Genomic DNA, 23,311 nt, shown 5'->3' on the forward strand with positions numbered 1-23,311 from the left:
TGATAATAAAGGATTTGGAAGATATGAGTTTAAATGAAGAGAATTTAGTGTGGATCGATCTGGAAATGACAGGGTTAGATCCAGAAACAGATACGATTATTGAAATCGCGACGGTTGTAACGGATAAGCACCTTAACGTGTTGGTGAAAGGTCCTAGCTTTGCTGTGCATCAAGAAAAATCGGTGATGGATGCAATGGATGAGTGGTGTACGCAGCACCATGGTGATTCTGGTTTGACGGCAAGGGTTTTGTCTTCGACGATCAGTATGGAGCAAGCAGAAAGGGAGACGATTGAGTTTTTGTCTCAGTATGTGCCCGCTGGTGTTTCGCCAATATGTGGTAATAGTGTCGGTCAAGATCGCCGTTTTTTGTATCGCTATATGCCGAATCTAGAGCGTTATTTCCATTATCGCTATCTTGATGTAAGTACCGTGAAAGAGTTGGCGAAACGTTGGAAGCCAGAAGCGTTGGACGGTTTTCAAAAGTCAGGAGCGCATTTGGCGATGGATGATATTTTAGAATCTATTGGTGAGCTTAAGCATTACCGTCGTACTATGTTTGGTCTAGATGATAAAAGTTTGAGTGAATGAAGCGGTAAGCTAAAAAAGGTTAGGTACGAAATTTAGGTGAAAGAGTAGGCGCCTTTAACGTTTTGTATCAGTTAGGTGTTTATGTAGTTTGTACTTATGTGTTGGGTGTTGTTGATTTTTAGATGAGAGCGGAAGCGCCATCCCAAATAAGTTTTGTACCTGTTAAAAACAGAAAAAAGTACATGTATTTGAAGAAGGATTCAGTTGGAATTTTATAATGTAACCAAGCGCCTAGCTGTACTCCTGCATAAGCAAGAGGGGTGAAACAGAGAGACAGTACAATGTTTGATGCATTTAGTTGTCCAAGCATGCCGTATGGGATGAGTTTGACGTAGTTGATGGCTGCAAAAATAACAGCTGCGGTGGCAACGTATTGGGTTTTGTCTAAATTGGTTCTAAGTAAGTAGACGCTCATTGGTGGTCCGCCAGCGTGAGCAATAAAGCTTGTGAAGCCTCCAAGAGCACACCAAAGCTTGCCTATTATTGAGTTGAGTGGTTTTAATTGAGATATTTTATTTTTCTTCGGCCATGAATTAATAGTAAAACCAACGGCAATTATACCAACGACAATTTTTAACCATTCTACCGAAAACCATGATGCAGTTAATCCACCGACAATAATGCCTATTATAGCGGCCGGAATACATTTTATAAGTTGCTCTGTATTCCATTTTTTCCAGAACTTTTGAACGGTGAAAATGTCCATAACGCAAAGTATTGGAAGCATAATTGCTGCGGCAAGAGTAGGCGAAGTCTGGAGTGAAATAAAGGGCACAGCGATAACGCCAAATGCGCCGGAAAAACCACCTTTTGATACGCCAGTTATAAAGACAGCAATACTAATGAGAGAGATAAGTAACCAGTCCATAAGAACTCTTTATTTAAAATTATTGTTTTGATTAGTAAAATAGATATTTTTGATTATGAGCTATCTAGTCTTAATTCAAAAGGTTTCTGTATTAGAATTGTTTGAATGTTTATTTTGCTCTGTTTGAGTGAAAAAAGGGTAAAGATATAATGCAAATAGAAAAAGAAGTTTACGGTGAAGAGGCAATGGAAAAGTTGGGAGAAGCTTTTTCGTCTTCATTGCGTGACGGTGGTGTTGTCTATCTTGAAGGCGATTTGGGAATGGGGAAAACCACTTTAGTAAGAGGTGTTCTGCGTGGCCTAGAATATCAAGGGCCAGTTAAGAGTCCAACTTATACGATTGTTGAGCCTTATGAATTGGATGCTTTGGAGGTGTTTCATTTTGATTTATATCGTGTAACGGATCCTGAAGAGTTAGAGTATATGGGGATCCGTGACTACTTTAATGATGGTGGCTTGTGTTTGATTGAGTGGGCTGAAATGGGTGAAGGCGTGCTCGCAGAAGCAGACGTTATTGTCTCCTTGAGCTTAATAAATCAAGGTCGACATGTCTCATTAGAAGCGAAAACCCCAAAAGGTAATGATATTCTAAATGCTGCGCGAGGTGCTATAGCGTCTTGATGTATAGAGGTCTTTACTATAAGTAAGATTGAGATCCACTTAATCAGCAGTTATAGTGGAGTACATATACTAGCTAGCTGTCTGATATGCATACTAAATTTCGTAATAATCTTTTTATTTTTCTTGGTTTTATTTTATTTTTTGTACCTTTAAGTGCGTTTTCTGCAGAGGTTCGAGATATTCGTGTTGCTCAGCAAGAAGGCGTGACGCGTCTTGTTTTTGAGCTTTCTGAAACAGCAGAACATCGCCTTTTTCCTCTTTCAAATCCTGATCGTATTGTGTTGGATTTAGGTGGTGTGGATCTAAGTAATTCAGTTGTTAACGGGTTATCTGCTATATCTTCCGGTGTTTTGATGCGAGTCCGTTATGCCAAGCGAGATAATGGTGTGCGTTTCGTTTTAGACTTGTCTCAAGCTGCAAAAGCCAAAAGTACGGTTTTATCTTCGAATGGCACCTATGGGCCGCGTATTTTAATTGAGCTTGAATATGGAGATCGAAAACCAGCAACGGTTGTCAAAAGCTTGGCGAATTTATCCAAAGAGAAGCGCGACATAGTGATTGTTATTGATCCAGGTCATGGGGGGAAAGATCCGGGTGCTTTAGGTCAATACAGTGTTCGAGAGAAAGATATTGTTCTATCTATCGCTAAAGAGTTGGCAAGTCGTATTAGTGCGGTTGATGGTTTCAAGGCGGTGTTGACGCGATCAACGGATGTGTATCTTAAGTTGCGAGATCGATCCAAAGTAGCTCGTGAGGCAAATGCTGATTTGATGATCTCTGTGCATGCGGACGCATTTACAAAAGCCAGTGCAAGTGGCGCTTCTGTTTGGGCGCTATCGTTAAGCGGAAAAAGCTCTGAAATGGGGCGTTGGCTAGCAAGTCAGGAGAATTCTGCTGATTTGGTTGGTGGTATTTCGTTAGATGATAAGGATCAATTGTTGGCAGAAGTTTTGTTGGATATGTCTATGAATTCGACGATTCAAATGAGCTTGAATGTCGGCGAAAGTGTTTTGGGGCAAATGCGAGGTGTTGCAAAACTGCATAAAAACAGTGTTCAGCAAGCTGGTTTTGTGGTGTTGAAATCCCCAGATATTCCTTCTATTTTGATTGAGACGGGTTTTGTTTCAAATAAGATAGAGGCAAAGAATTTGTCTAGTAGAAATTACAGAGTGAAGTTGGCAGCTTCAATATCAAAAGGTGTTATTGAATATTTTACTAAAAATGCACCCGATGGAACCTTAGTCGCTTGGAAGCAAAACAGTCACTCTGATTATATTTATACAGTTGGGAAAGGTGATACCTTATCTGAAATTGCTCGGCGCAACCAAGTCTCACTTGGTGTATTGCGTCAAGCGAACAGTCTCAAAAATGATGTTATATGGATAGGTCAAAAACTGGTTATTCCTGCCGGATAAAATCCAATTTTATTTCTAACTGACGGTTAGAGGTATTTCTATTGAAGGTCTTTCATGCAAAGAATAAATCTTTTATCACCACGTTTAGCTAACCAAATTGCTGCAGGTGAGGTGGTTGAACGACCAGCTTCTGTAGTGAAGGAGTTACTTGAAAATAGTTTGGATGCGGGTGCTTCACAGCTTGATATTGATGTTGAGCAGGGTGGTGTCCGCCGTATCAAAATTCGAGATAATGGTACTGGAATCGTCAAAGATGACTTGTCTTTGGCTTTAAGTCGCCATGCAACCAGTAAAATCATTACATTGGATGATTTGGAGGCGGTTCGTACTTTAGGTTTTCGTGGTGAGGCTCTGGCAAGTATCAGTTCTGTTTCCAGGATGCATTTGACTTCTCAGGCGGAAGATGAAACGGAGGCTTGGCGTGTTGAGGCTGAAGGTAAAGATATGGCAGCGGCGATTCGCCCAGCTTCGCATCCGCAAGGCACAACAATTGATGTGCGAGATTTGTTTTTCAATACACCCGCGCGTCGTAAGTTTTTGCGTACAGAAAAGACTGAATTTACTCATCTTGAAGAGGTGGTGAAGCGACTGGCGTTGAGTCGTTATGAAACAGGCTTTCGGTTGAGTCATAATGGCAAACAAGTATATGACCTTCGTCCTGTAACCGATCAGCTTCATGCTGAGCATAGACTTGCGACCTTGTTGGGTAAAAAATTCATTGAAAATTCTTTGACGCTTGATGTTGAGGCTGCTGGGTTGCGTTTATGGGGGTGGATTGGTTTGCCAACATTTTCCCGTTCTCAGGCGGATCTTCAGTACTTCTTTGTGAATGGTCGAGTTGTTAAGGATAAACTGGTAGCTCATGCGGTTCGTCAGGCTTATCGTGATGTTTTGTATAATGGTCGTCACCCTACCTTTGTTTTGTACCTTGAATTGGATCCTTCCACTGTTGATGTGAACGTACATCCGACTAAGCATGAAGTTCGCTTTCGTGATGGTCGTTTGGTGCATGATTTCTTATTTAGCCGAATACATAAAGCCATTGCAGATGTTCGACCTGAATCTGACGGTGCTCCAACAGGTGTGCAGAATGACAGTTTATCGAGTGTATCTGCACTTAACGAGTCACAGATAAAAGAGCAGTCCGCTTTACCATTATCAAATCATCCCGCTTCAAATAGTATGGATTGGATGCGAACAACGCAAAGCTCTCCAGCCTTGAATGAGGTTCATAGTCAACTTGATGGGATGCGTCAACTTTCTGATTATGCGCAAGGTTATGCTTCTAATGCTGAAGTGGTTGACCCTGAAACCGGTGAAATAAAGGAATCTACTTCTCTGCGTTCTTTGGGAAATGATAATGCTTTGTATGTTCAAGAAGTGGGCTATCAGGCGGTTCCACCATTGGGTTTTGCTGTAGCTCAATTGCATGGGGTGTATATACTTTCTGAAAGTGAGCAGGGGCTTATTTTGGTAGATATGCATGCGGCTCATGAGCGTATTGTTTACGAGAGAATGAAAACGGCTTTTTATCAAAAAAACATTTCATCTCAGCCTTTGCTAGTGCCAATCAATGTTGCTGTGTCACAAAGTGAGGCGGATTTGGTTGAAGAAAGTAGTGCTGTCTTTGAGTCGTTTGGTTTTCGCGTAGAGCGGACTGGGTTAGAAAGCGTCATGGTCCGCGAAGTGCCTGTTATTTTGATTCGTGGTGATGTTGAAGGGCTTGTTCGTGATGTGATTAGTGATTTAGCCGCCAATGGTATATCTGATCTTATAGAATCTCGTGCTAACGAGTTGATGGCTTCTATGGCGTGTCATGGCGCTATTCGTGCTAATCGTAAACTAACGATTTCAGAAATGAACAGTCTACTTCGAGATATGGAAATAACAGAGCGAAGTGGGCAGTGTAACCATGGTCGACCAACTTGGGCGCATTTAAGTATGTCTGATTTGGATAAACTCTTTTTGAGAGGGCGATAAGATGACAAAACCATATGTTGTTTGTTTGATGGGTCCGACAGCCTCAGGGAAAACAGGATTAGCAGTAGAATTGGCTGAAAATCATAATTTCGAAATTATCAGTGTGGATTCTGCTTTGGTATACAAAGGGATGGACATTGGGACGGCAAAGCCGGATGCCGCTTTACTGGCAAGAGCACCTCATAGGCTGATTGATATTATTGATCCGCTCGAATCTTATTCGGCTGCGGATTTTGTAACAGATGCTGTAGAGCAAGCACAAGAGATTTTATCAAAAGATAAAACGCCTCTTTTGGTTGGCGGTACTATGATGTACTTCAATGCTTTGCAGAAGGGCTTGGCTGAGATGCCAAATGCTAATTTGGCATTGCGTGCTGAGATTGAGCAGGAGGCTTTGATTAAAGGGTGGGCGGCTTTACATGAAGAGTTGCAAAAAATTGACCCTGATGCGGCTTTACGCATCCATCCTAATGATCCTCAACGATTGCAAAGGGCGCTTGAGGTTTATCGTTTAACGGGAAAATCCATGACTCAGCTTTGGTCTGAGCAGAGCAGTGTTTCTTTGCCTTTTGATATGATTAATATGGCAGTGATGCCGCAAGAAAGAAGTGTTCTTCATGAACGTATTGAACAGCGTTTCTATGAAATGATGGAGCAAGGCTTTTTGGCAGAAGTTGAAGGTCTTTATCATCGCGGTGATTTGTCAGTTGATATGCCGTCTATGCGTTGTGTCGGTTATAGGCAGTTGTGGCAGTATTTAAATGGTGATGATTTGCTAGAAGATGCTATCTTTAAAGGCATCGTAGCTTCTCGTCAGTTAGCCAAAAGGCAGCTTACTTGGCTGAGAGGGTGGGAAGAACTGATGGTTTTTGATAGTTTATCGAAAGATCTTGTGCCTGAGGCCTTGAATTATATAGAAAGCAGGATTATATAGGGGAAATGGATAAAAATTTGGTGTAGTATCTACAAGATTGTTTTATCAATATTTAATTTTATATTTATCGCTTGCTTAAGGAGATTCCAATGTCAAAAGGGCAATCATTACAAGACCCTTATCTAAATATTCTACGTAAAGAAAGAGTGCCTGTGTCTATCTTTCTTGTTAATGGAATTAAACTTCAAGGACAAATTGAATCATTTGATCAATTCGTGATTCTTTTGAAAAATACAGTAAGTCAAATGGTATACAAACATGCTATTTCTACTGTTGTCCCTTCTCGCACAATTAATGTGCCTGCTCCTGAACAGCAAGCAAACGAAGCTGAATAGTTTGCCTCTGATATGGCAAGCTGAGGAATATTCTATTGTTTTTTGAACGTCCAGATAGTGGTGATGTGGCTGTGCTGGTTCATATAGATTTTCATGATAAGAATGAGTCTTATGGTCCGGAAGAGTTCGTTGAACTTGCTATTTCTGCTGGCGCTGACCCTGTTGCTGTTGTTACAGGTTCACGTCAGCGCCCAGATGCTCGGTATTTTATTGGTACTGGTAAGCTAGCCGAAATAAAAGATATTGTTGATCGAGAAGAGGCGGAAGTGGTTCTTTTTGATCATGCTTTATCTCCTTCCCAAGAACGTAATCTTGAAAGTATTTTGCAGTGTCGGGTGTTGGATCGTACTGGTCTGATTTTGGATATTTTTGCTCAACGTGCACGAACTCATGAAGGTAAGTTGCAAGTCGAACTTGCCCAGTTACAGCATATGTCTACTCGTCTTATTCGTGGTTGGACGCATCTTGAGCGCCAGAAAGGCGGTATTGGTATGCGTGGGCCTGGTGAGACTCAATTAGAGACTGACCGTAGATTGTTGCGAGAGCGTATTAAAGCTATTCAAAAAAGATTGAGTAAAGTAGGTTCTCAGCGAGATCAAAATCGCCGTTCTCGTTCTCGATCTGAAGTTCCAACCGTTTCTTTGGTTGGCTACACTAATGCTGGTAAGTCTACTTTGTTTAACCGTGCGACTGGTGCTGAGGTTTATGCGGCAGATCAATTATTTGCTACGCTTGATCCTACGCTAAGGCGCTTAGATGTCGAGCAGATTGGCTCAATTGTTCTGGCGGATACTGTTGGCTTTATTCGACAGCTTCCACATAGGTTGATTAAAGCCTTTCAGGCTACTCTCAAGGAGTCTTCTGAAGCGGATTTGTTGTTGCATATTGTTGATGCTGCTGATATTTCTCGTGATGAAAACATGGCTCATGTTGATTCTGTATTGGAGGAGATCGGGGCTAGTGAGGTGCCAACATTGAAAGTTTTCAATAAAATTGATGCTCTAGAAACGGCTGAACCGCGTATAGATCGAGATGTTGACGGGAACCCTTATAGAGTTTGGTTGTCTGCTCGTGATGGGCAAGGTATTGACTTACTTAAGCAAGCGATAGCAGAACTGCTTTCAGAGGATGTTTTTAATGAGACACTTTCATTATCTAATGAGTCGGGTCGTTTAAGAGCGATGTTGTTTGAGCATGGTGCTGTTAGATCGGAGCGTTTTGATGAAACGGGTCGATCTGTTCTTGAAGTGAGATTACCTAAAAAAGATTATTTGCAAATTTTAGCGCGTGCTGAATTATCTGAGAATCAGATACAGACTGCATAAATTGCGTAGGATTATCATTAAAATAAAGTGGAGATGTAGTATGGCCTGGAATGAACCGGGTAATAACGACAAAGATCCATGGAATCCAGATAAAAACCGTAATAATGGTTCTGGGCGTCCGGATGCTGATCGTGAAAAAGATACCGAAAAGAATGATCCTTGGGGTCGTCCATCAGGTGGAAAAGAGCAAGGTCCTCCGGATCTTGATGAAGCTTTTCAGAAGCTAATGGGCATGCTTGGCGTTAAGAAAGGTCGCAAAGCAGGTGGTCCTAATAATGGTGGTTCAGGTATGTCAGGGAAATTAGGAGGTGGTTTAATTGCTATTATTCTAATTGCGCTGATTGCATTGTGGGCTTCTACTGGTGTCTATCAGGTTGATCAGCAAGAGCGTGGTGTTGTGCTTCGTTTAGGTAAATATCATTCTACTGTGATGCCGGGTCTTCATTGGAATCCACCTATGATTGATTCAGTGAGTAAGGTGAACGTGACTAAAGTTCGTTCACATGATCATAAAGCATTAATGCTTACGGTTGATGATGCGATTGTTGAGGTTGGTGTTTCAGTTCAGTACTCAGTTCAGGATCCTAAAGACTTTTTGATCAATGTTCGTAATCCTGAGGAGTCCTTGGCTCAGGCTACTGAAAGTGCATTGCGTCATGTTGTTGGTAGTTCAGAGATGGATCAAATTTTAACGGAAGGTCGTGAATTACTAGCGGCAGAAGTGAAAACGCGTCTCCAAGATTACAGTACAGCCTACGGTACAGGTTTATTGATTTCGAAAGTTAACGTTGAAAATACTCAAGCGCCAAATCAGGTGCAAGAAGCGTTTGATGATGTTATCAAAGCGAAAGAGGATGAGTTGCGAGTTCGTAATGAAGCTGAATCTTACGCTAACGGTATTATCCCTGAGGCTCGTGGTCGTGCGCAGCGTATTCGTGAGGAGGCTGAAGCTTACCGATCTGAAATAGTTGCTCGTGCGAGTGGTCAGGCGGATCGTTTTGATCGCTTGTATCGTGAGTATGTTAAGGCGCCAGAAGTGACTCGTCGTCGTTTATATATTGAAACGATGGAGTCGGTTTATAAAGGTGTGAATAAGGTTGTAGTTGATACTGAGGGTGGAAATAACATGATGTATTTACCTTTGGATCAATTGATGAAGCAGCGTCCTGGTTCCTCTGATGGGACTGGGTCTAACGGTGCTGGAAATATTGGGACACTAACGGATCAAGTGATTGAAGAGATTCGTAAACGTCAAGGTACAACAGTTCGTAGAGAGGGCAGAAACTAATGAAAGGTTTTTCTTTTTCAGTATTATTTGTTGTTCTTCTCGGTATGTTGGTTGCTTCGCAAACACTGTTTGTTGTGAATGAAACTGAGCGCGCAGTTATTCTTAAATTTGGTGAAATAGTTGAAGCTGATGTGCAACCTGGTTTGCATTTCAAATTGCCGATTATGAACGAAGTTAAGAAGTTTGACGCTCGAATCTTAACAATGGATTCTCGTCCTCAGCGTTATTTGACGTTAGAGAAAAAAGCGGTTGTTGTGGATTCTTACGTCAAATGGAAAATTGATTCAGTTGCTAAGTTCTATCAGGCGACCTCTGGAGATGAGGTTGTTGCCAATCGCGTTTTGTCATCTCGTGTTGATACGGGGCTTCGGAACAAGTTTGGTGAGCGAACCATGCATGAAGTGGTTTCAGGTGAACGTGATCAATTAATGACTGAGTTGCGTGATGACCTAAATCAGGTTGCTCAAAATGAATTGGGCATTTCTATTGTTGATATTCGTGTTAAGCGAATTGATTTGCCACCTGATGTTAGTGAATCTGTTTATCAGCGTATGAGAACGGAGCGTGAGCGTGAAGCGCGTGAGCACAGATCGAAAGGTTTGGAGCTAGCGGAGGGTATTCGTGCCGATGCAGATCGTCAGCAGGTTGTATTAGAAGCTGAGGCGCAGCGTGACGCTGAGATGATTCGCGGTGATGGTGATGCAAATGCAGCTGCTATTTACTCTAAAGTGTATACACAGGATCCTGAATTTTACGAATTTTATCGTAGTCTACAGGCTTACCGTGAAAGCTTTAATGGTAATAGCGATTTATTTGTTCTTGAACCAGACAGTGAATTCTTTAAATATTTGAATAGCTCAACGAGCAGTGCCACAAAATAGAGTGGATATTCATTAATAATCGTACGTGAGGTCTATTTGTTAAAATAGGAAACATGGTACTATTACGCAAACCGGGCATTGCCCGGTTTTTTAATGGTCAAAATAAAGAGAATCTATGCAAGAGTTGTTGCAGTCGCTGTTGGTTGGCGTCAGCCTTTTATTGATCGTCGAAGGCTTTTTACCTTTTCTTGCACCTAAGTTGTGGCGGAAAATAATGGAGAAAGCAATCGCAAGCTCAGACTTTAATTTACGTATTCTGGGTGTGGTTAGTATGATTCTTGGATTAGCGCTTCTTTTGCTGACACGAAGCTAAAAGGATAATTTAATGACATTAGCAGATCGCTGGTTGCTTCCTGAGGGAGTCGATGAAGCGTTGCCAGAACAGGCAGCTAAAATTGAACATCTTAGAAGAACACTGCTTAATCTCCATGAAAGTTGGGGATATCATTTAGTAATACCTCCTCTTTTAGAGTACCTGGATTCACTCCTTACAGGTGCTGGCTCAGACCTAGAAATTGAAACATTTAAAGTTATTGACCAATTATCGGGTCGACTTCTGGGAATACGTGCGGACTTTACATCGCAAGTTGCTCGTATTGATGCCCATTGTCTTAAAGATGATGGGGTTCAGCGTTTAAGTTATTGCGGCAGTGTTTTGAGAACAATGCCTGCTGGTTTGGATGGCACTCGTAGTCCGATTCAGCTCGGTGCGGAAGTTTATGGTCATGGTGGTGTAGAAAGCGATATTGAGGTTTTGTCTTTGATGTTGCAAACATTGTCAGTTGCTGGATTGTCTAACCTTGTTCTTGATCTTGGTCATGTTGATGTTGTAAATGGCGTTCTTGCTGCTTGTGATCTAAGCGCGGATCAAGAAAGTAAATTGATCGAACTGTATAAAACCAAAGATCTTCCTGAGCTTGATCGATATGTTGACGGTTTAGATGTCAGTTCAGTTAAAAAACAATGGCTTGTTGGTTTGCCGCGGTTATGTGGCGGGAAAGAAGTCTTAGGGCTTGCAGCTAATTTATTTGGCGATGTTAGTGAGTCCATAAATAGTGCAATTGTGCTGTTAAAACAGCTTAGTGATTCCATTTCTGAGCGATTCCCTACAGTAGGTTTGCATTTTGACCTGAGTGATTTGGTTTCTTATAGTTACCACACAGGTGTTGTTTTTGCTGCTTATGTCCCCGGGCATGGGAATGCGATTGCTCGTGGTGGACGTTACAATAATATTGGTCAGGTGTTTGGTCGCTCTCGACCTGCAACTGGTTTTAGTACAGATGTAAAGGCGTTGGTCGCTTTGACTAATGTTGTGGTTAATAGGCCGAAAACGGTTCTGTCGCCTGTTTGTTCGAATGATAAACTTTGGAAGAAAGTAAACGCTTTACGAACTGAAGGTTATCGTGTGGTAGAGGTCTTGGATGACTTTTATTCTGGAGATGCAGATTTCAAACTGGATTTTGTTGATGAAGCTTGGCAGTTGATGCCTGTTCAAAACTAGACTTTTCTTTAAGAACTATCAAAATGAGACCTGAAATTATGGGTAAAAATGTTGTTATTCTAGGCACTCAATGGGGTGATGAAGGTAAGGGTAAGGTTGTTGACCTACTTACTGAAGATGTTGCTGCTGTTGTACGTTTTCAAGGTGGTCACAATGCTGGTCACACTTTGGTTATTGATGGTAAAAAGACTGTGTTGCATTTAATACCTTCAGGTGTTTTGCGTGAAGGTGTTCAATGTATTATTGGTAACGGTGTAGTTTTGTCTCCTGCAGCTTTGAAAGCGGAAGTGCTTGAGCTTCTAGAGCAAGGTGTTCCAGCAGTAGAGCGCTTGAAAATCAGTGCTGCGTGTCCTTTGATTCTTCCTTATCATATTGCAATTGATCAGGCGCGTGAGCTTGCCAAAGGTGAGAAGAAAATTGGTACAACGGGCCGTGGTATTGGGCCTGCGTATGAAGATAAGGTTGCGCGTCGTGCGATTCGTGTTGGAGATCTGTTGGACTCTGAGCGTTTTGCTACGAAGCTAAAAGAAGTGCTTGAGTACTATAACTTCGTGCTAACTCAATATCATAAAGTTGATCCGATTTCCTTTGATGAGGTTTATGCGGAAGGCTTAGAAATGGCTGAGTTTTTACGTCCTATGGTGGCTGATACGATTACTTTGTTGCACGACTTGCGTAAAGCAGGTGCGAACATTATGTTTGAAGGTGCTCAAGGTTCATTGTTGGATGTTGATCATGGTACTTATCCATATGTTACATCATCTAATACGACGGCTGGTGGTGCGCCTACTGGTACTGGTTTTGGTCCTTTGTACTTGGATTATGTATTAGGTATTACTAAGGCTTACACGACTCGAGTTGGCTCTGGTCCATTTCCGACAGAATTATTCGATGAAGATGGTGAGCGTTTAGGTGTTCGTGGTCATGAATTTGGTGCGACAACTGGTCGTTCTCGCCGTTGTGGTTGGTTTGATGCTGTGGCCTTGCGTCACGCAGTTCAAATTAATTCAGTATCGGGTATGTGTTTAACTAAGCTTGATGTTCTAGATGGATCTTCTGTGATCAAAGTGTGTGTATCTTATACAGGTGCTGATGGTAAGCCTGTTGTTGATTCTTTGGTTGATAGTGAAGGTTATGAGCAAGCGAAGCCTGTTTATGTAGAGTTGCCAGGTTGGGCTGAGTCAACGGTTGGGGCAGAGAATTTTGATGCGTTACCGAAAAATGCTCAAGCCTATATTCGCTTTTTAGAAGAGCAGGTCGGCGTTCCTGTTGATATTATTTCTACTGGTCCTGATCGTAATGAAACAATTGTTATTCGTGATCCTTTCAATCAATAATTTATTTTAAATTAATTGTTGTGATAAAAAAGCCGCTTTTTGCGGTTTTTTCGTTTTTATAGACTGTTAAGTTCATCATATTAGTATTCTTTGTAAATAGAGTGAAAAGAGGGGGCGGAGTTTATCAAGTGCTAAGGTAATATTTACAATTGAATTTATGGCGATTTAACTGCCAGCTAAATAATGAAAAAAATGAGAGGAAATAATTATGGTTAAGTTGTTGCTTGCTGATGATGATGCTCGTTTATCGGATCTAATAAAAGAATACTTTGATGGTGAGGGTTACGAGGTAGCTCATGCTTGGAATGGTCGTGAAGCATTGGAGCTGATGGCGGCTGATATGCCGGATATTATTATTCTTGATGTAATGATGCCTGAATTGGATGGGTTTGAAACATTAAAGCAAATCCGTAATAAAAGTGCTGTACCTGTTATTATGTTGACAGCAAAAGGCGATGACATTGATCGTATCTTGGGGTTAGAAATGGGGGCAGATGACTATTTATCTAAACCTTTTAATCCGCGAGAGTTATTGGCTCGAATAAAAGCAATTTTGCGTAGAGCCAGCCAAGAGCGTGAAGATGATCCAACGGCAGATATTGAGCTTTCTGGTGTACTGTTACGTCGTAAAGATAGAACTGTTTATCTGGAAGGTGAGTTGGTTGAGTTAACAACGTCAGAATATACCTTGTTAGAATGCATGTTGATGGCGCCAGGTCAGGTACTTACAAAGCAAGAGCTTTCTGAAAAAGCGCTTGGTCGTAAGTTGACCATGTATGATCGCAGTCTAGATATGCATATTAGTAATTTGCGTAAGAAAATTGGTAATCTAGAAACTGGCGATCCTCGGATTAAAACTGTACGGGGTGTTGGTTATATTTTTGTATCGAATGAACAAGGTTCTTAATCTTTTATGAAAAATACTTTTCTGCGCGTGTTTTTGGTAGTGCTGTTGTCTAATATTGTTGTTGTTAGTATTGGTTTAGGCATGGTGCAATTTATCCAAAAGCGCAATCAGGTGTCTGCTGATTTACTTGGTGATGTCGGTGTTCAGTTGGTTGCTGGGTATGAAAAGTTTGGTATTACTTCTTTGCAAGAAGAGGTGACAAAGGCTGAGAAGAAATTATCTGGGACTATTTATTTATATCAGGAAAATGGTCGTCCTCTTCTTAAGTCGTTACCTCGTAATTTTAGAGAGCAAAATACGCCGAGCGTCAGTGCTCGTCCGTCAGCAGATTTCTTGCATAGCCAATTTATACAGGTGATTGGTGGAAATAATGTTCAGTATTTGTTGATATTCAAACCTAATCCAAAAATAAGTTCGCTTGCGCCAGAGGCGGTAGTTGGTTTTTCTTTACTTGGTCTTCTTGTGTCTAGTGGTGTATTGGCTTATTGGTTGCTAGGGCCGCTACTTAAGTTGCAGCGAGTGGCTCGCTCTTTTGGTCAAGGCGATATGGCTGCTAGGGTGGAAAGTAAATTGACCCGACGTAGTGATGCGGTTGGTAAACTGGCCCGAGAGTTTAATCAGATGGCAGTGAGGATTGATACCTTGTTGTCATCTAAAGAGCGATTGATGCGAGACGTTTCTCATGAATTGAGAACGCCGTTGGCAAGAATAGAAGTGGCGTTAACGATAGCGGAAGATAAGTACGCTACTGAGGCTCAAAAAGGTTATTTGTGTCGAATACGTACAGAGCTTCATGAGCTTGATGAATTGATTGGTCAGGTTTTAACTTTGAGTCGCTTAGAGGCGGCTTCTCTTATTAAGGAGGAGATGGACTTACAAGAGTGGCTTAGTGATATTGTTGAAGATGTCAGTTTTGAGAGCCAGCTAAAAGGTATTTCTGTTTCTAAGTTGGGTCGTGTTCCCAAGGCAATATTAGGTGACCCTCTGCAATTGCGTCATGCGATCGAGAATGTTTTACGAAACGCCTGCTTTTATGCTGGAGAAGGTGGAGTTATTGAAGTTGAGACAGAGGAAAAGTCTGGTTTTGCTTTGATTTATGTTCGAGATAATGGGCCGGGTGTTTCTGAAGATAAGCTTGAGAAAATCTTCCATGCTTTCTATCGGTCTTCTGAAGCTAGGGAGGCGAATAGTGGTGGATTTGGTGTTGGCCTTACTATTTCACAGAGAATCATTCGTGCGCACAAAGGTACGATAACAGCCCATAATCGTGAAGTTGGTGGTTTAGAGGTTTGTTTCAAATTACCGATTGCTTAATTTTAGGTGTTTTCAATTTTCTGTCTGAAAAGAAATGGCTTGTCATTATGCTTTGACATAAGTACTATGCGCCTCGCAAGTTGGCTAGGCAGTCGCCGCTCAATTTATTGGGGGGAGGAAAGTCCGGGCTTCGCAGGGTAAAGTGCCAGGTAACGCCTGGGGGGCGTGAGCCTACGGAAAGTGCAGCAGAAAATAAACCGCCTAAGCAGTTCGCTGCCGGTAAGGTTGAAATGGTGCGGTAAGAGCGCACCGCGCGACTGGTAACAGTTCGTGGCAAGGTAAACCCCACTTGAAGCAAGACCAAATAGGAACTCTTTGGCGTGACCCGCGCTGAGTTCGGGTAGGTTGCTAGAGACGTGCAGTGATGTACGGATTAGATGAATGACTGTCCACGACAGAACCCGGCTTATCGGCCAACTTGCAAATTTCCCTTTCTTTTTATATTCCCATTTTTATACCTAATCGCTAGAGGGTCTTTGTCGCTCTCGGCTTTTTTGCGTTTTTATTTTTACTTCTCGCTAGAAATTTCTTCTTTAGAGCGCTTTTTTGTGTGCGCTTTGTTTGTGGTTGTTCCTTATCTTTTGCATTTTTAATTAATATTTTTTTTACTATTGTGGTAAAAAGGTGTTAAATTGTGGGATAAAGTGTCGATAAGTGGGATATGGCTGTGTTTAGAGGGATTCATCAAATTAGTGTGGATGCAAAGGGGCGTATGTCGCTTCCTGCACGTCTGCGCGATGATCTTGCACAGTACGACGACGATGGTGTGGTTGTAACCATAGATCCAGTGTCTCGGTGTTTATTGCTTTATCCCTTATCAGAGTGGGAGTTGATTCAACAAAAGTTAGATAAATTACCTACTTTTCAGCCACAGGCACGAAGACTCCAGCGATTGTTGGTTGGGCATGCGACAGATTTAGAGGTGGATAAAGCAGGGCGCATTCTATTACCAGCACCACTGCGTGAATTTGCTCGTTTAGATAAAAAGCTCACCATTCTTGGGCAAGGCAAAAAACTAGAAATTTGGAGTCAAGAAGAATGGGAAGCTCAGCGTGAAGATTACTTATCTCAAGATGCGCTTGAGGATCTACAAATTGAAACCATGATGGATATTTCTTTATGACAACGACAATGGCAGAACATATAAGCGTAATGCTTCATGAATCCGTCGATATGCTAGTTACCGACGAAAATGGCCTTTATGTCGATGGTACTTTTGGCCGTGGTGGTCATACTCGCTTGGTTCTTGATCGATTGGATAAAGGGCGAATGCTTGGTTTTGATAAAGATCCTGTTGCTATTGCTCATGGCAAATCATTGGCGCAAGAAGATTCACGTTTTTCCATTGTGCAAGATAGCTTTGCCAACATGGTTGCGCACATTTCAGATGTATTTGGTGTTGATAAAGTTGATGGTGTAATGATGGATTTGGGTGTGTCTTCACCTCAGATCGATGATGCAGAACGTGGTTTTAGTTTCATGAATGATGGTCCGTTGGATATGCGAATGAATCCTGATAAGGGGATGAGTGCAGCGCAGTGGATCGCAGTGGCTAAAGAAAAAGAGATTGCTGATGTTATGTATCAGTTTGGTGAAGAGCGGTTTTCTCGTCGTATCGCAAAAGCGATCTGTGAGTATCGAGCTCATACTCCGATCCTAACGACACTCCAACTTTCAAAAGTGGTTGCAGAGGCAAATCCCGCTTGGGAAAAAGGCAAAAATCCAGCAACACGTGCTTTCCAAGGTATTCGGATTTACATCAATAATGAATTAGGTGATTTGGAAGTAGGTCTTGATGCTGCTGCAGAATCTTTAAAGGTGGGTGGTCGTTTGGTGGTGATTAGTTTCCATTCACTAGAAGACCGAATCGTTAAGCGTTTTATGAAGTTGAAAGCCAAAGGGCCTGAGCTGCCAAGACATTTGCCGATTCGAAATGCGCATCTTGATATCAAATTTAAAACAATTGGTAAGGCGATCAAACCATCAGAATTAGAAGTAAGTGACAACGTTCGTTCACGCAGTGCCGTGTTGCGGGTTTTGGAGCGAGTCAGTGATTAAGTCGCATTTTACGCCACTAATATTTGTTGTCGGTGTTTTGATGTTAGTTGTCGTATCTATTGCCGTTGTTGCTCAGGTTTACGATTTTAGAAAAAATTTTTCTCGTCTTCAGGCTTTAAAGCAGGAGGAAGTGGATTATGAGGTGAGGTGGGGGCAGTTATTATTAGAGCAGAGTGCTCTTACCCAGCCTAGTCGTTTAGAGCAAGCGGCGATTAAAGATTTAAACATGCACGCACCATCACAGGATGAATTGGTAATAGTGAAACCATGAGTATTGAAAATAGTGTTCACAGCCCAGGAAAATGGCGCTTTAGATTTGTATATGGAATGGCCTTGGTGCTGTTCCTAGTTGCTGGCGGCCGTCTTTTTTATCTGACGGTTGTCGATAAGGCATTTCTAAAAAACCAAGGTGAGATTCGGGCGGTTAGAACTGAGTCTATTCCTGCTACGCGTGGAATGATTTTAGATCGTCGTGGTGAACCCTTGGCAGTCAGTACGACCACTTGGACGATTGTTGCAAATCCTAAAGCTCTGTGGAAAATGAAATCCGATCCGGCATTAAATTTAGGTCCTGAACAGGAAATTAAACGACTTGCGGAAGTTATGGGTGTTGGTCGTGCGTGGTTGCAAGAGAAATTCGAGTCAAATAAAAATCGCTCTTTTATGTATTTAAAGCGACAGATATCACCTAATGAAGCCGATGCTATTATGGCGGAGCGAATTGTCGGGGTTATTAAGACTAAAGAATATAAGCGTTTTTATCCTGCTGGTGAAGTGGCATCTCATGTTGTTGGTTTTACCAATATAGATGATAAAGGGCAGGAGGGTATAGAGCTGGCATATGATCAAGCGTTAGAGGGTGAGCCGGGTCGACGTAGTTATCTAAAAGATCTTTCTGGGAATATTATTCATAGTGTTGGTGTCGCTGAAACCGAGCGGCCAGGTGAGAATATAGAGTTAAGTATTGATCTTAGGTTGCAGTATTTAGCTTATCGTGAGCTTAAAGCGGCTGTGAATGAGCATAGAGCAACTTCTGCTTCTGCGGTTATTTTGGATGTTAAAACGGGTGAGATTTTAGCGATGGTGAACCAGCCATCTTATAACCCAAATGATCGTTCTAAATTGGAGTATGAAGAGCTTCGTAATCGAGCGGTAATTGATTTGTTTGAGCCAGGTTCAACGATGAAGCCGTTTACAATTTCTGCTGCGCTTATGTCAGGTCAGTATACAACGGAGACAACTATCAATACGTCTCCGGGGTACTTGCGCTTTGGGCGTTTTACAATTCGTGATGCGGCAAATTATGGTGACATGAATTTTGAGAGGCTATTAATTAAGTCGAGTAATGTTGGTGCATCAAAAATTGCTTTATCTCTCCCCCAAGATGCTATTTGGAATATGGATTATGAGCTTGGTATAGGTTCGCCAGTGGGAATAGGTTTTCCTGGTGAAGCATCTGGTGTTTTGCCGTCTCATCCTAAATGGCATCCATCAGAAATTGCTACATTATCTTATGGATATGGCTTATCAGTTTCGACATTGCAATTGGCTCAGGCCTATATGACGTTAGCTAATGATGGTTATCGAGTCCCTGTAACTATTTTTAAACAAGATGCTCCAGCTGATGGTAAACAGGTTATTTCACGAGAAGTTGCAAAAGACGTTGTTAAAATGATGGAGTCAGTTGTTCAGAAAGGCTCTGGTAAAGCGGCAAAAATTCCAGGTTACCGAGTGGCTGGGAAAACAGGTACAGTGCATAAAGTCGGTTCGAAGGGTTATGAATACGATCAATATATTGCTTTGTTTGCGGGTGTTGCGCCTGCGTCCAACCCTAGGTTAGCCATGGTCGTAATGGTTAATGATCCTAAAGGGCGTGAATATTATGGTGGTGAGGTTGCTGCTCCTGTATTTTCTCGTGTGATGGAGGGTGCTTTGACGACGCTGAATATTTATCCAGACTTACCTGAAGGGCTTAGAGAAGTTCGTTTAGAGCCTAAGAAAACGCCTTTGCAAGTGGTTCAAGGTGGATAGATGGAGCAGTCAGGTTTTCATCAGTTAACACATGCTCAACTGCTTAATTTAGCGAATTGTCCTTCCAAGGATGGTTCGCTTTCCCGTATCTATACTCATTTGGAAGTTGATAGTCGTAAGGTAGATGAGCAAACGGTTTTTTTTGCTTTGCCTGGTGTTACTTCTAATGGCTGGGATTACTTAGATAAAGTTGCGGACTTAGGTTGTAGTGTTGCGGTTGTTCCTTCTTATTTAGATCTTCAGCACAATAAGCTTGAACTCATTTCTGTCGCTGATCCTGTGAAACTATTGGTTACTTGTCTTCATCGCTTTTTTGGTCATATGCCGAAAAACATGATTGCTGTAACAGGAACAAATGGTAAGTCTTCAATTTGTTATTATATAGCTCAACTTGCTCAATCTATTGGGTTGCGTAGTGGTTTGGTTGGAACCTTTGGTGTTGGTCCTTTGGGTAATTTGTCCGAAGCGAAACAAACGACACCGGATATTTTGTCGTTACATCTTACTTTGATGGAAATGGCTAAGTCTGGAGTGGATTTAGTCGCTTTTGAGGCTTCTTCTCATGCGCTCGATCAAGGGCGTATTGAGGGTGTACCTTTTCAAACGGCTGTTTTCTCAAATTTAACCCGTGATCATCTTGATTATCATGGGGATATGGCCTCATACGCATTAGCAAAGCAGCGATTGTTTTCCTTTCCAGGTGTGTCTCATTCTGTTTTTTGTATGGACGATGAGTATGCTCCTTTCATGGCTGAAGCGGTTGGAAATTCTGATTGTTATTACTATAGTGAACAAAATTCACTCGCTGATTTTTACGTTAAAGATTTATCTTTTGCACCTTCCGGTTGTCATTTTGTCTTGTGTCACCCAGAGGGAGAAAGCCGTATTCGATTACCACTGCTTGGACGGTTTAATGTTCAGAACGCATTGGCTGCGTTGGCGAGCCTTTGGTATGAGGTGAAGAGTAAAGAAGCACTTATAAAAGGCTTGTCTTCTTTGTGTGGTGCGCCTGGGCGAATGGATAAAGTAGAAAGAAATAATGCCCCATTGGTTGTTGTTGATTTTGCGCACACATCAGATGCATTAAAGGTGGCTCTGCAGGCATTGAAAGTGCATTCAAATGGTAAGCTTATTTGTGTTTTCGGATGTGGCGGTGATAGAGATAGAGGGAAGCGCCCACTGATGATGGACGCTGCTTTGTCTAACGCTGATTATGTTTGGTTAACTTCTGATAACCCTCGTACTGAATCAGTAGGTCAAATTTTTTCTGATGTTTTGATTGATACGCCTCCGAATAACGAGCTATTTCGTTTTGAGCCAGATCGTCGTGTTGCCATACAGAAGGCTGTGTTGTCTGCCAATCAGGGTGATGTTGTTCTCATTGCAGGTAAAGGTCATGAAAATTATCAAGATATTCAAGGTGTTAAATATCACTTTGATGATAAGGAAGAGGCGCAAAAAGCGTTAAAAATGTATGTTAATTAAACTTACGCTTTCTGAAATAGCAAGAGCCTGTGAAGGTGAGCTAATTGGACCTGATCAAGAAATTGATACTGTGGTGACTGATACTCGTCAAGTATCAGCCGGTTGCCTATTTGTTGCTTTAAAAGGAGAGCGTTTTGATGGCCATGATTATGCTATTTCAGCTATGGATTCGGGCGCTGTTGGTGTTGTTTCTGACCGTGATATAGATGTGATTTCATATGTAAAAGTGTCAGATACAACATTGGCTTATGGTTGCATTGCTCGTTTGATACGAAATGCTTTTGCAGGTCCTGTTGTCTGCATAACAGGCAGTAATGGTAAAACAACAGTAAAAGACTGGCTGTCTCAATCGCTTTCTGGCAAAAATGTGTTAAAAACGCACGCAAATTTAAACAACCAAATTGGTTTGCCGCAAACCTTGCTCGAATTAGATGATCAACATGAAATAGCTGTTATTGAAGCTGGAACAAGTGTTCCGGGTGAGATTGAGCGATTGGCTAACATTGTTTCTCCTGATGTGGTTGTATTGACCAATGCGAGTGGTAGCCATTTTGAAGGCTTTGGTAATCTTGAAGGTATTGCTCGTGAAAAAGGTTGTTTAATTTCAGGTGCAGAACCTGATGCGATTGTTATTTTAAATTCGGACGATCCGTTTTTTGATTATTGGTGTGGTTTAGCTCATGGCCGCCAGACTCTTTCTTTTGGTTTTACGAATGCAGCAGATTTATACGTTGATGATGTCGTTTTGAGCGCAGAATCCAGTACGGTAACCTTGAAATATCGGGGGGAATCTATTTCTGCTGTTGTTGCTGGAGCGGGTAAACATACCGTTGCAAACGGCATGGCGGTTGTTCTTGCAATGGTTGCAGTTGGTGTACGTTTTTCTAGTGCGGTTAAAGCGTTGATGTCTCCAATTTTGGTTTCGGGCCGATTGGAGCGACTAAGAACAAAAAATGAAGCTCTATTAATTAATGATTGTTACAATGCGAGCCCAACTTCTGTCGAAGCGGCAATTGATGTGCTTGCAATTCAGCCTGTAGAGAAAACATGGCTGATTTTAGGGGCGTTAGGTGAGCTTGGCGAGCAGGAAGGAAGTATTCATCAAGCGTTAGGGATCTACGCTAAGAAAAAAGGAATTTCTTGTTTAGTTTGTGTTGGTCCTGTGGCCAGCATTGCTGGTATTTCTTTTAGAAGTGGCGGTGGTCATGCAATATTTTGTGATACACATGAAGAGGCGGCAGCCGTTGTTTGCACGCTCGATAAAAGGCATGCCATTTTAGTAAAGGGTTCTCGCTCAGCTAAAATGGAAAATGTCATTGAAGCATTAATAAAATAGGATGTTCTTTACCAATGTTACTTCTGCTAACGGCTTATTTAAGTAAGTATTATACGTTTTTTACAGTATTCGATTACTTGTCTCTTCGTGCCATTTTAGGTGTTCTTACTGCCTTGGCAATTTCGCTTTTGATTGGTAATAAAGTCATTGTTTTATTGCAGCGCCTACAGATCGGTCAGGCGATTCGTGATGATGGCCCTCAGAGCCATTTATCTAAAGCGGGTACGCCAACAATGGGTGGCGCTCTGATTATTTTTTCTATTACTGTTAGTACTCTGTTATGGGGCGATTTGAGCAATAAATATGTTTGGGTTGTTCTTTTGGTTATGTTGGCATTTGGTATTGTCGGTTGGGTTGATGACTATCGAAAAGTTGTTGAGAAGAACCCACGAGGACTTCCAGCAAAATGGAAATATTTTTGGCAGAGTGTTTTTGGCCTAATCGCCGCTTTCTATTTGTATTACACGGCAAGTACGCCACAAGAAACTGCTTTGATTATTCCTTTGTTTAAAGATGTCGCTATTCCATTGGGTGTGTTTTTTGTTGTTCTGACCTATTTTGTTATTGTTGGGACAAGTAATGCCGTGAATTTGACTGATGGGCTTGATGGGTTGGCTATTTTACCTACGGTTTTGGTTGGTGGGGCATTAGGCGTATTTGCTTATTTAACGGGGAATGTGCGATTCGCTGATTATCTTTTGATTCCTTATATTCAAGGCTCTGGTGAATTGATTGTTTTCTGCGCAGCTTTGGCCGGTGCCGGATTGGGGTTTTTATGGTTTAACACGTATCCAGCACAAATATTCATGGGTGATGTCGGGTCTTTGGCTTTGGGTGCCGCTTTAGGTGTGATCGCTGTTATTGTTCGTCAGGAATTGGTGTTGTTTATCATGGGGGGCATTTTTGTAATGGAAACTGTGTCTGTGATTTTGCAGGTTGCCTCTTATAAGTTGACAAAAAGGCGAATATTTAGAATGGCACCTATCCATCATCATTTTGAGTTGAAAGGCTGGGCGGAACCAAAAGTTATTGTTCGTTTTTGGATCATTACAGTTTGTCTTGTCTTGGTAGGTTTTGCTACTTTAAAAGTACGCTAGGAGTTTTTG

22 protein-coding genes and 1 other RNA gene are annotated in these 23,311 nt (G+C 41.8%); 22 read left to right on the forward strand and 1 reads right to left on the reverse strand.

Features of this window, described 5'->3' with window-relative positions:
* Positions 1-23: 23 nt before the first annotated feature.
* Positions 24-590 carry an oligoribonuclease gene (gene orn / locus MUS1_RS11030; protein ID WP_036162459.1) on the forward strand — a complete coding sequence of 189 codons (567 nt, stop codon included), beginning with the start codon at positions 24-26 and terminating at the stop codon, positions 588-590.
* A 118-nt stretch (positions 591-708) separates the two neighbouring features.
* Here orn and MUS1_RS11035 read toward each other — a convergent pair whose 3' ends face one another.
* Positions 709-1,458: a sulfite exporter TauE/SafE family protein gene (locus tag MUS1_RS11035; protein WP_036162461.1), complete on the reverse strand. Its 750-nt coding sequence runs from the start codon at positions 1,456-1,458 to the stop codon at positions 709-711.
* Positions 1,459-1,607: 149 nt separating this feature from the next.
* Here MUS1_RS11035 and tsaE point away from each other — a divergent pair, with 149 nt between their 5' ends.
* From tsaE to mraY, 21 genes are all read left to right on the forward strand, one after another.
* Complete coding sequence (gene tsaE, locus MUS1_RS11040; RefSeq protein ID WP_051436223.1) at positions 1,608-2,078, forward strand: tRNA (adenosine(37)-N6)-threonylcarbamoyltransferase complex ATPase subunit type 1 TsaE; 471 nt, start codon at positions 1,608-1,610, stop codon at positions 2,076-2,078.
* 86 nt (positions 2,079-2,164) lie between these two features.
* Positions 2,165-3,493 carry an N-acetylmuramoyl-L-alanine amidase gene (locus MUS1_RS11045; protein WP_036162465.1) on the forward strand — a complete coding sequence of 443 codons (1,329 nt, stop codon included), beginning with the start codon at positions 2,165-2,167 and terminating at the stop codon, positions 3,491-3,493.
* Positions 3,494-3,547: 54 nt separating this feature from the next.
* Positions 3,548-5,473 carry a DNA mismatch repair endonuclease MutL gene (gene mutL / locus MUS1_RS11050; protein WP_036162466.1) on the forward strand — a complete coding sequence of 642 codons (1,926 nt, stop codon included), beginning with the start codon at positions 3,548-3,550 and terminating at the stop codon, positions 5,471-5,473.
* 1 nt (position 5,474) lies between these two features.
* Positions 5,475-6,407 carry a tRNA (adenosine(37)-N6)-dimethylallyltransferase MiaA gene (miaA, locus tag MUS1_RS11055; RefSeq protein ID WP_036162468.1) on the forward strand — a complete coding sequence of 311 codons (933 nt, stop codon included), beginning with the start codon at positions 5,475-5,477 and terminating at the stop codon, positions 6,405-6,407.
* A gap of 89 nt (positions 6,408-6,496) precedes the next feature.
* Positions 6,497-6,742: an RNA chaperone Hfq gene (gene hfq, locus MUS1_RS11060; protein ID WP_036162470.1), complete on the forward strand. Its 246-nt coding sequence runs from the start codon at positions 6,497-6,499 to the stop codon at positions 6,740-6,742.
* A 35-nt stretch (positions 6,743-6,777) separates the two neighbouring features.
* Complete coding sequence (gene hflX / locus MUS1_RS11065) at positions 6,778-8,067, forward strand: ribosome rescue GTPase HflX (RefSeq protein ID WP_036162471.1); 1,290 nt, start codon at positions 6,778-6,780, stop codon at positions 8,065-8,067.
* 40 nt (positions 8,068-8,107) lie between these two features.
* A complete protein-coding gene (gene hflK / locus MUS1_RS11070; RefSeq protein WP_036162473.1) occupies positions 8,108-9,355 on the forward strand; it encodes an FtsH protease activity modulator HflK in 1,248 nt (415 codons plus the stop codon).
* Complete coding sequence (hflC, locus tag MUS1_RS11075; protein ID WP_036162475.1) at positions 9,355-10,236, forward strand: protease modulator HflC; 882 nt, start codon at positions 9,355-9,357, stop codon at positions 10,234-10,236. Before hflK ends, hflC begins: the two co-directional genes overlap by 1 nt.
* A 115-nt stretch (positions 10,237-10,351) precedes the next feature.
* A complete protein-coding gene (locus tag MUS1_RS11080) occupies positions 10,352-10,549 on the forward strand; it encodes a DUF2065 domain-containing protein (RefSeq protein ID WP_036162477.1) in 198 nt (65 codons plus the stop codon).
* A 12-nt stretch (positions 10,550-10,561) separates the two neighbouring features.
* A complete protein-coding gene (locus MUS1_RS11085) occupies positions 10,562-11,737 on the forward strand; it encodes an ATP phosphoribosyltransferase regulatory subunit (RefSeq protein WP_036162479.1) in 1,176 nt (391 codons plus the stop codon).
* A 38-nt stretch (positions 11,738-11,775) separates the two neighbouring features.
* Positions 11,776-13,074: an adenylosuccinate synthase gene (locus tag MUS1_RS11090; RefSeq protein ID WP_036162587.1), complete on the forward strand. Its 1,299-nt coding sequence runs from the start codon at positions 11,776-11,778 to the stop codon at positions 13,072-13,074.
* A 208-nt stretch (positions 13,075-13,282) separates the two neighbouring features.
* Positions 13,283-13,981: a response regulator transcription factor gene (locus tag MUS1_RS11095; RefSeq protein WP_036162481.1), complete on the forward strand. Its 699-nt coding sequence runs from the start codon at positions 13,283-13,285 to the stop codon at positions 13,979-13,981.
* Between the two features lie 6 nt (positions 13,982-13,987).
* A complete protein-coding gene (locus tag MUS1_RS11100; protein ID WP_036162482.1) occupies positions 13,988-15,295 on the forward strand; it encodes a HAMP domain-containing sensor histidine kinase in 1,308 nt (435 codons plus the stop codon).
* 76 nt (positions 15,296-15,371) lie between these two features.
* An RNA gene (rnpB, locus tag MUS1_RS15700) (RNase P RNA component class A) lies at positions 15,372-15,720 on the forward strand.
* A gap of 242 nt (positions 15,721-15,962) precedes the next feature.
* Positions 15,963-16,418 (forward strand): division/cell wall cluster transcriptional repressor MraZ, encoded by a 456-nt coding sequence (gene mraZ, locus MUS1_RS11105; RefSeq protein ID WP_036162590.1) that lies wholly within the window; start codon positions 15,963-15,965, stop codon positions 16,416-16,418.
* Positions 16,415-17,353 carry a 16S rRNA (cytosine(1402)-N(4))-methyltransferase RsmH gene (gene rsmH / locus MUS1_RS11110; protein WP_036162485.1) on the forward strand — a complete coding sequence of 313 codons (939 nt, stop codon included), beginning with the start codon at positions 16,415-16,417 and terminating at the stop codon, positions 17,351-17,353. The genes mraZ and rsmH overlap by 4 nt, the downstream gene beginning before the upstream one ends.
* On the forward strand, positions 17,346-17,624 hold the full coding sequence (gene ftsL / locus MUS1_RS11115) for a cell division protein FtsL (protein ID WP_036162486.1): 279 nt from the start codon (positions 17,346-17,348) through the stop codon (positions 17,622-17,624). Before rsmH ends, ftsL begins: the two co-directional genes overlap by 8 nt.
* Positions 17,621-19,384, forward strand: a complete 1,764-nt coding sequence (locus MUS1_RS11120) for a peptidoglycan D,D-transpeptidase FtsI family protein (protein ID WP_036162493.1) — start codon at positions 17,621-17,623, stop codon at positions 19,382-19,384. The genes ftsL and MUS1_RS11120 overlap by 4 nt, the downstream gene beginning before the upstream one ends.
* Positions 19,385-20,869 carry a UDP-N-acetylmuramoyl-L-alanyl-D-glutamate--2,6-diaminopimelate ligase gene (locus tag MUS1_RS11125; protein ID WP_036162494.1) on the forward strand — a complete coding sequence of 495 codons (1,485 nt, stop codon included), beginning with the start codon at positions 19,385-19,387 and terminating at the stop codon, positions 20,867-20,869. It begins immediately after the preceding gene.
* Positions 20,859-22,205 carry a UDP-N-acetylmuramoyl-tripeptide--D-alanyl-D-alanine ligase gene (locus MUS1_RS11130; protein WP_036162496.1) on the forward strand — a complete coding sequence of 449 codons (1,347 nt, stop codon included), beginning with the start codon at positions 20,859-20,861 and terminating at the stop codon, positions 22,203-22,205. Before MUS1_RS11125 ends, MUS1_RS11130 begins: the two co-directional genes overlap by 11 nt.
* A 14-nt stretch (positions 22,206-22,219) precedes the next feature.
* The gene (mraY, locus tag MUS1_RS11135; protein WP_036162498.1) at positions 22,220-23,302 is read left to right on the forward strand and encodes a phospho-N-acetylmuramoyl-pentapeptide-transferase; all 1,083 of its coding nucleotides are present in this window, start codon (positions 22,220-22,222) and stop codon (positions 23,300-23,302) included.
* Positions 23,303-23,311: the final 9 nt, after the last annotated feature.

The organism is Marinomonas ushuaiensis DSM 15871 (genome assembly GCF_000521805.1).
In the GTDB taxonomy this organism is placed as follows: domain Bacteria; phylum Pseudomonadota; class Gammaproteobacteria; order Pseudomonadales; family Marinomonadaceae; genus Marinomonas; species Marinomonas ushuaiensis.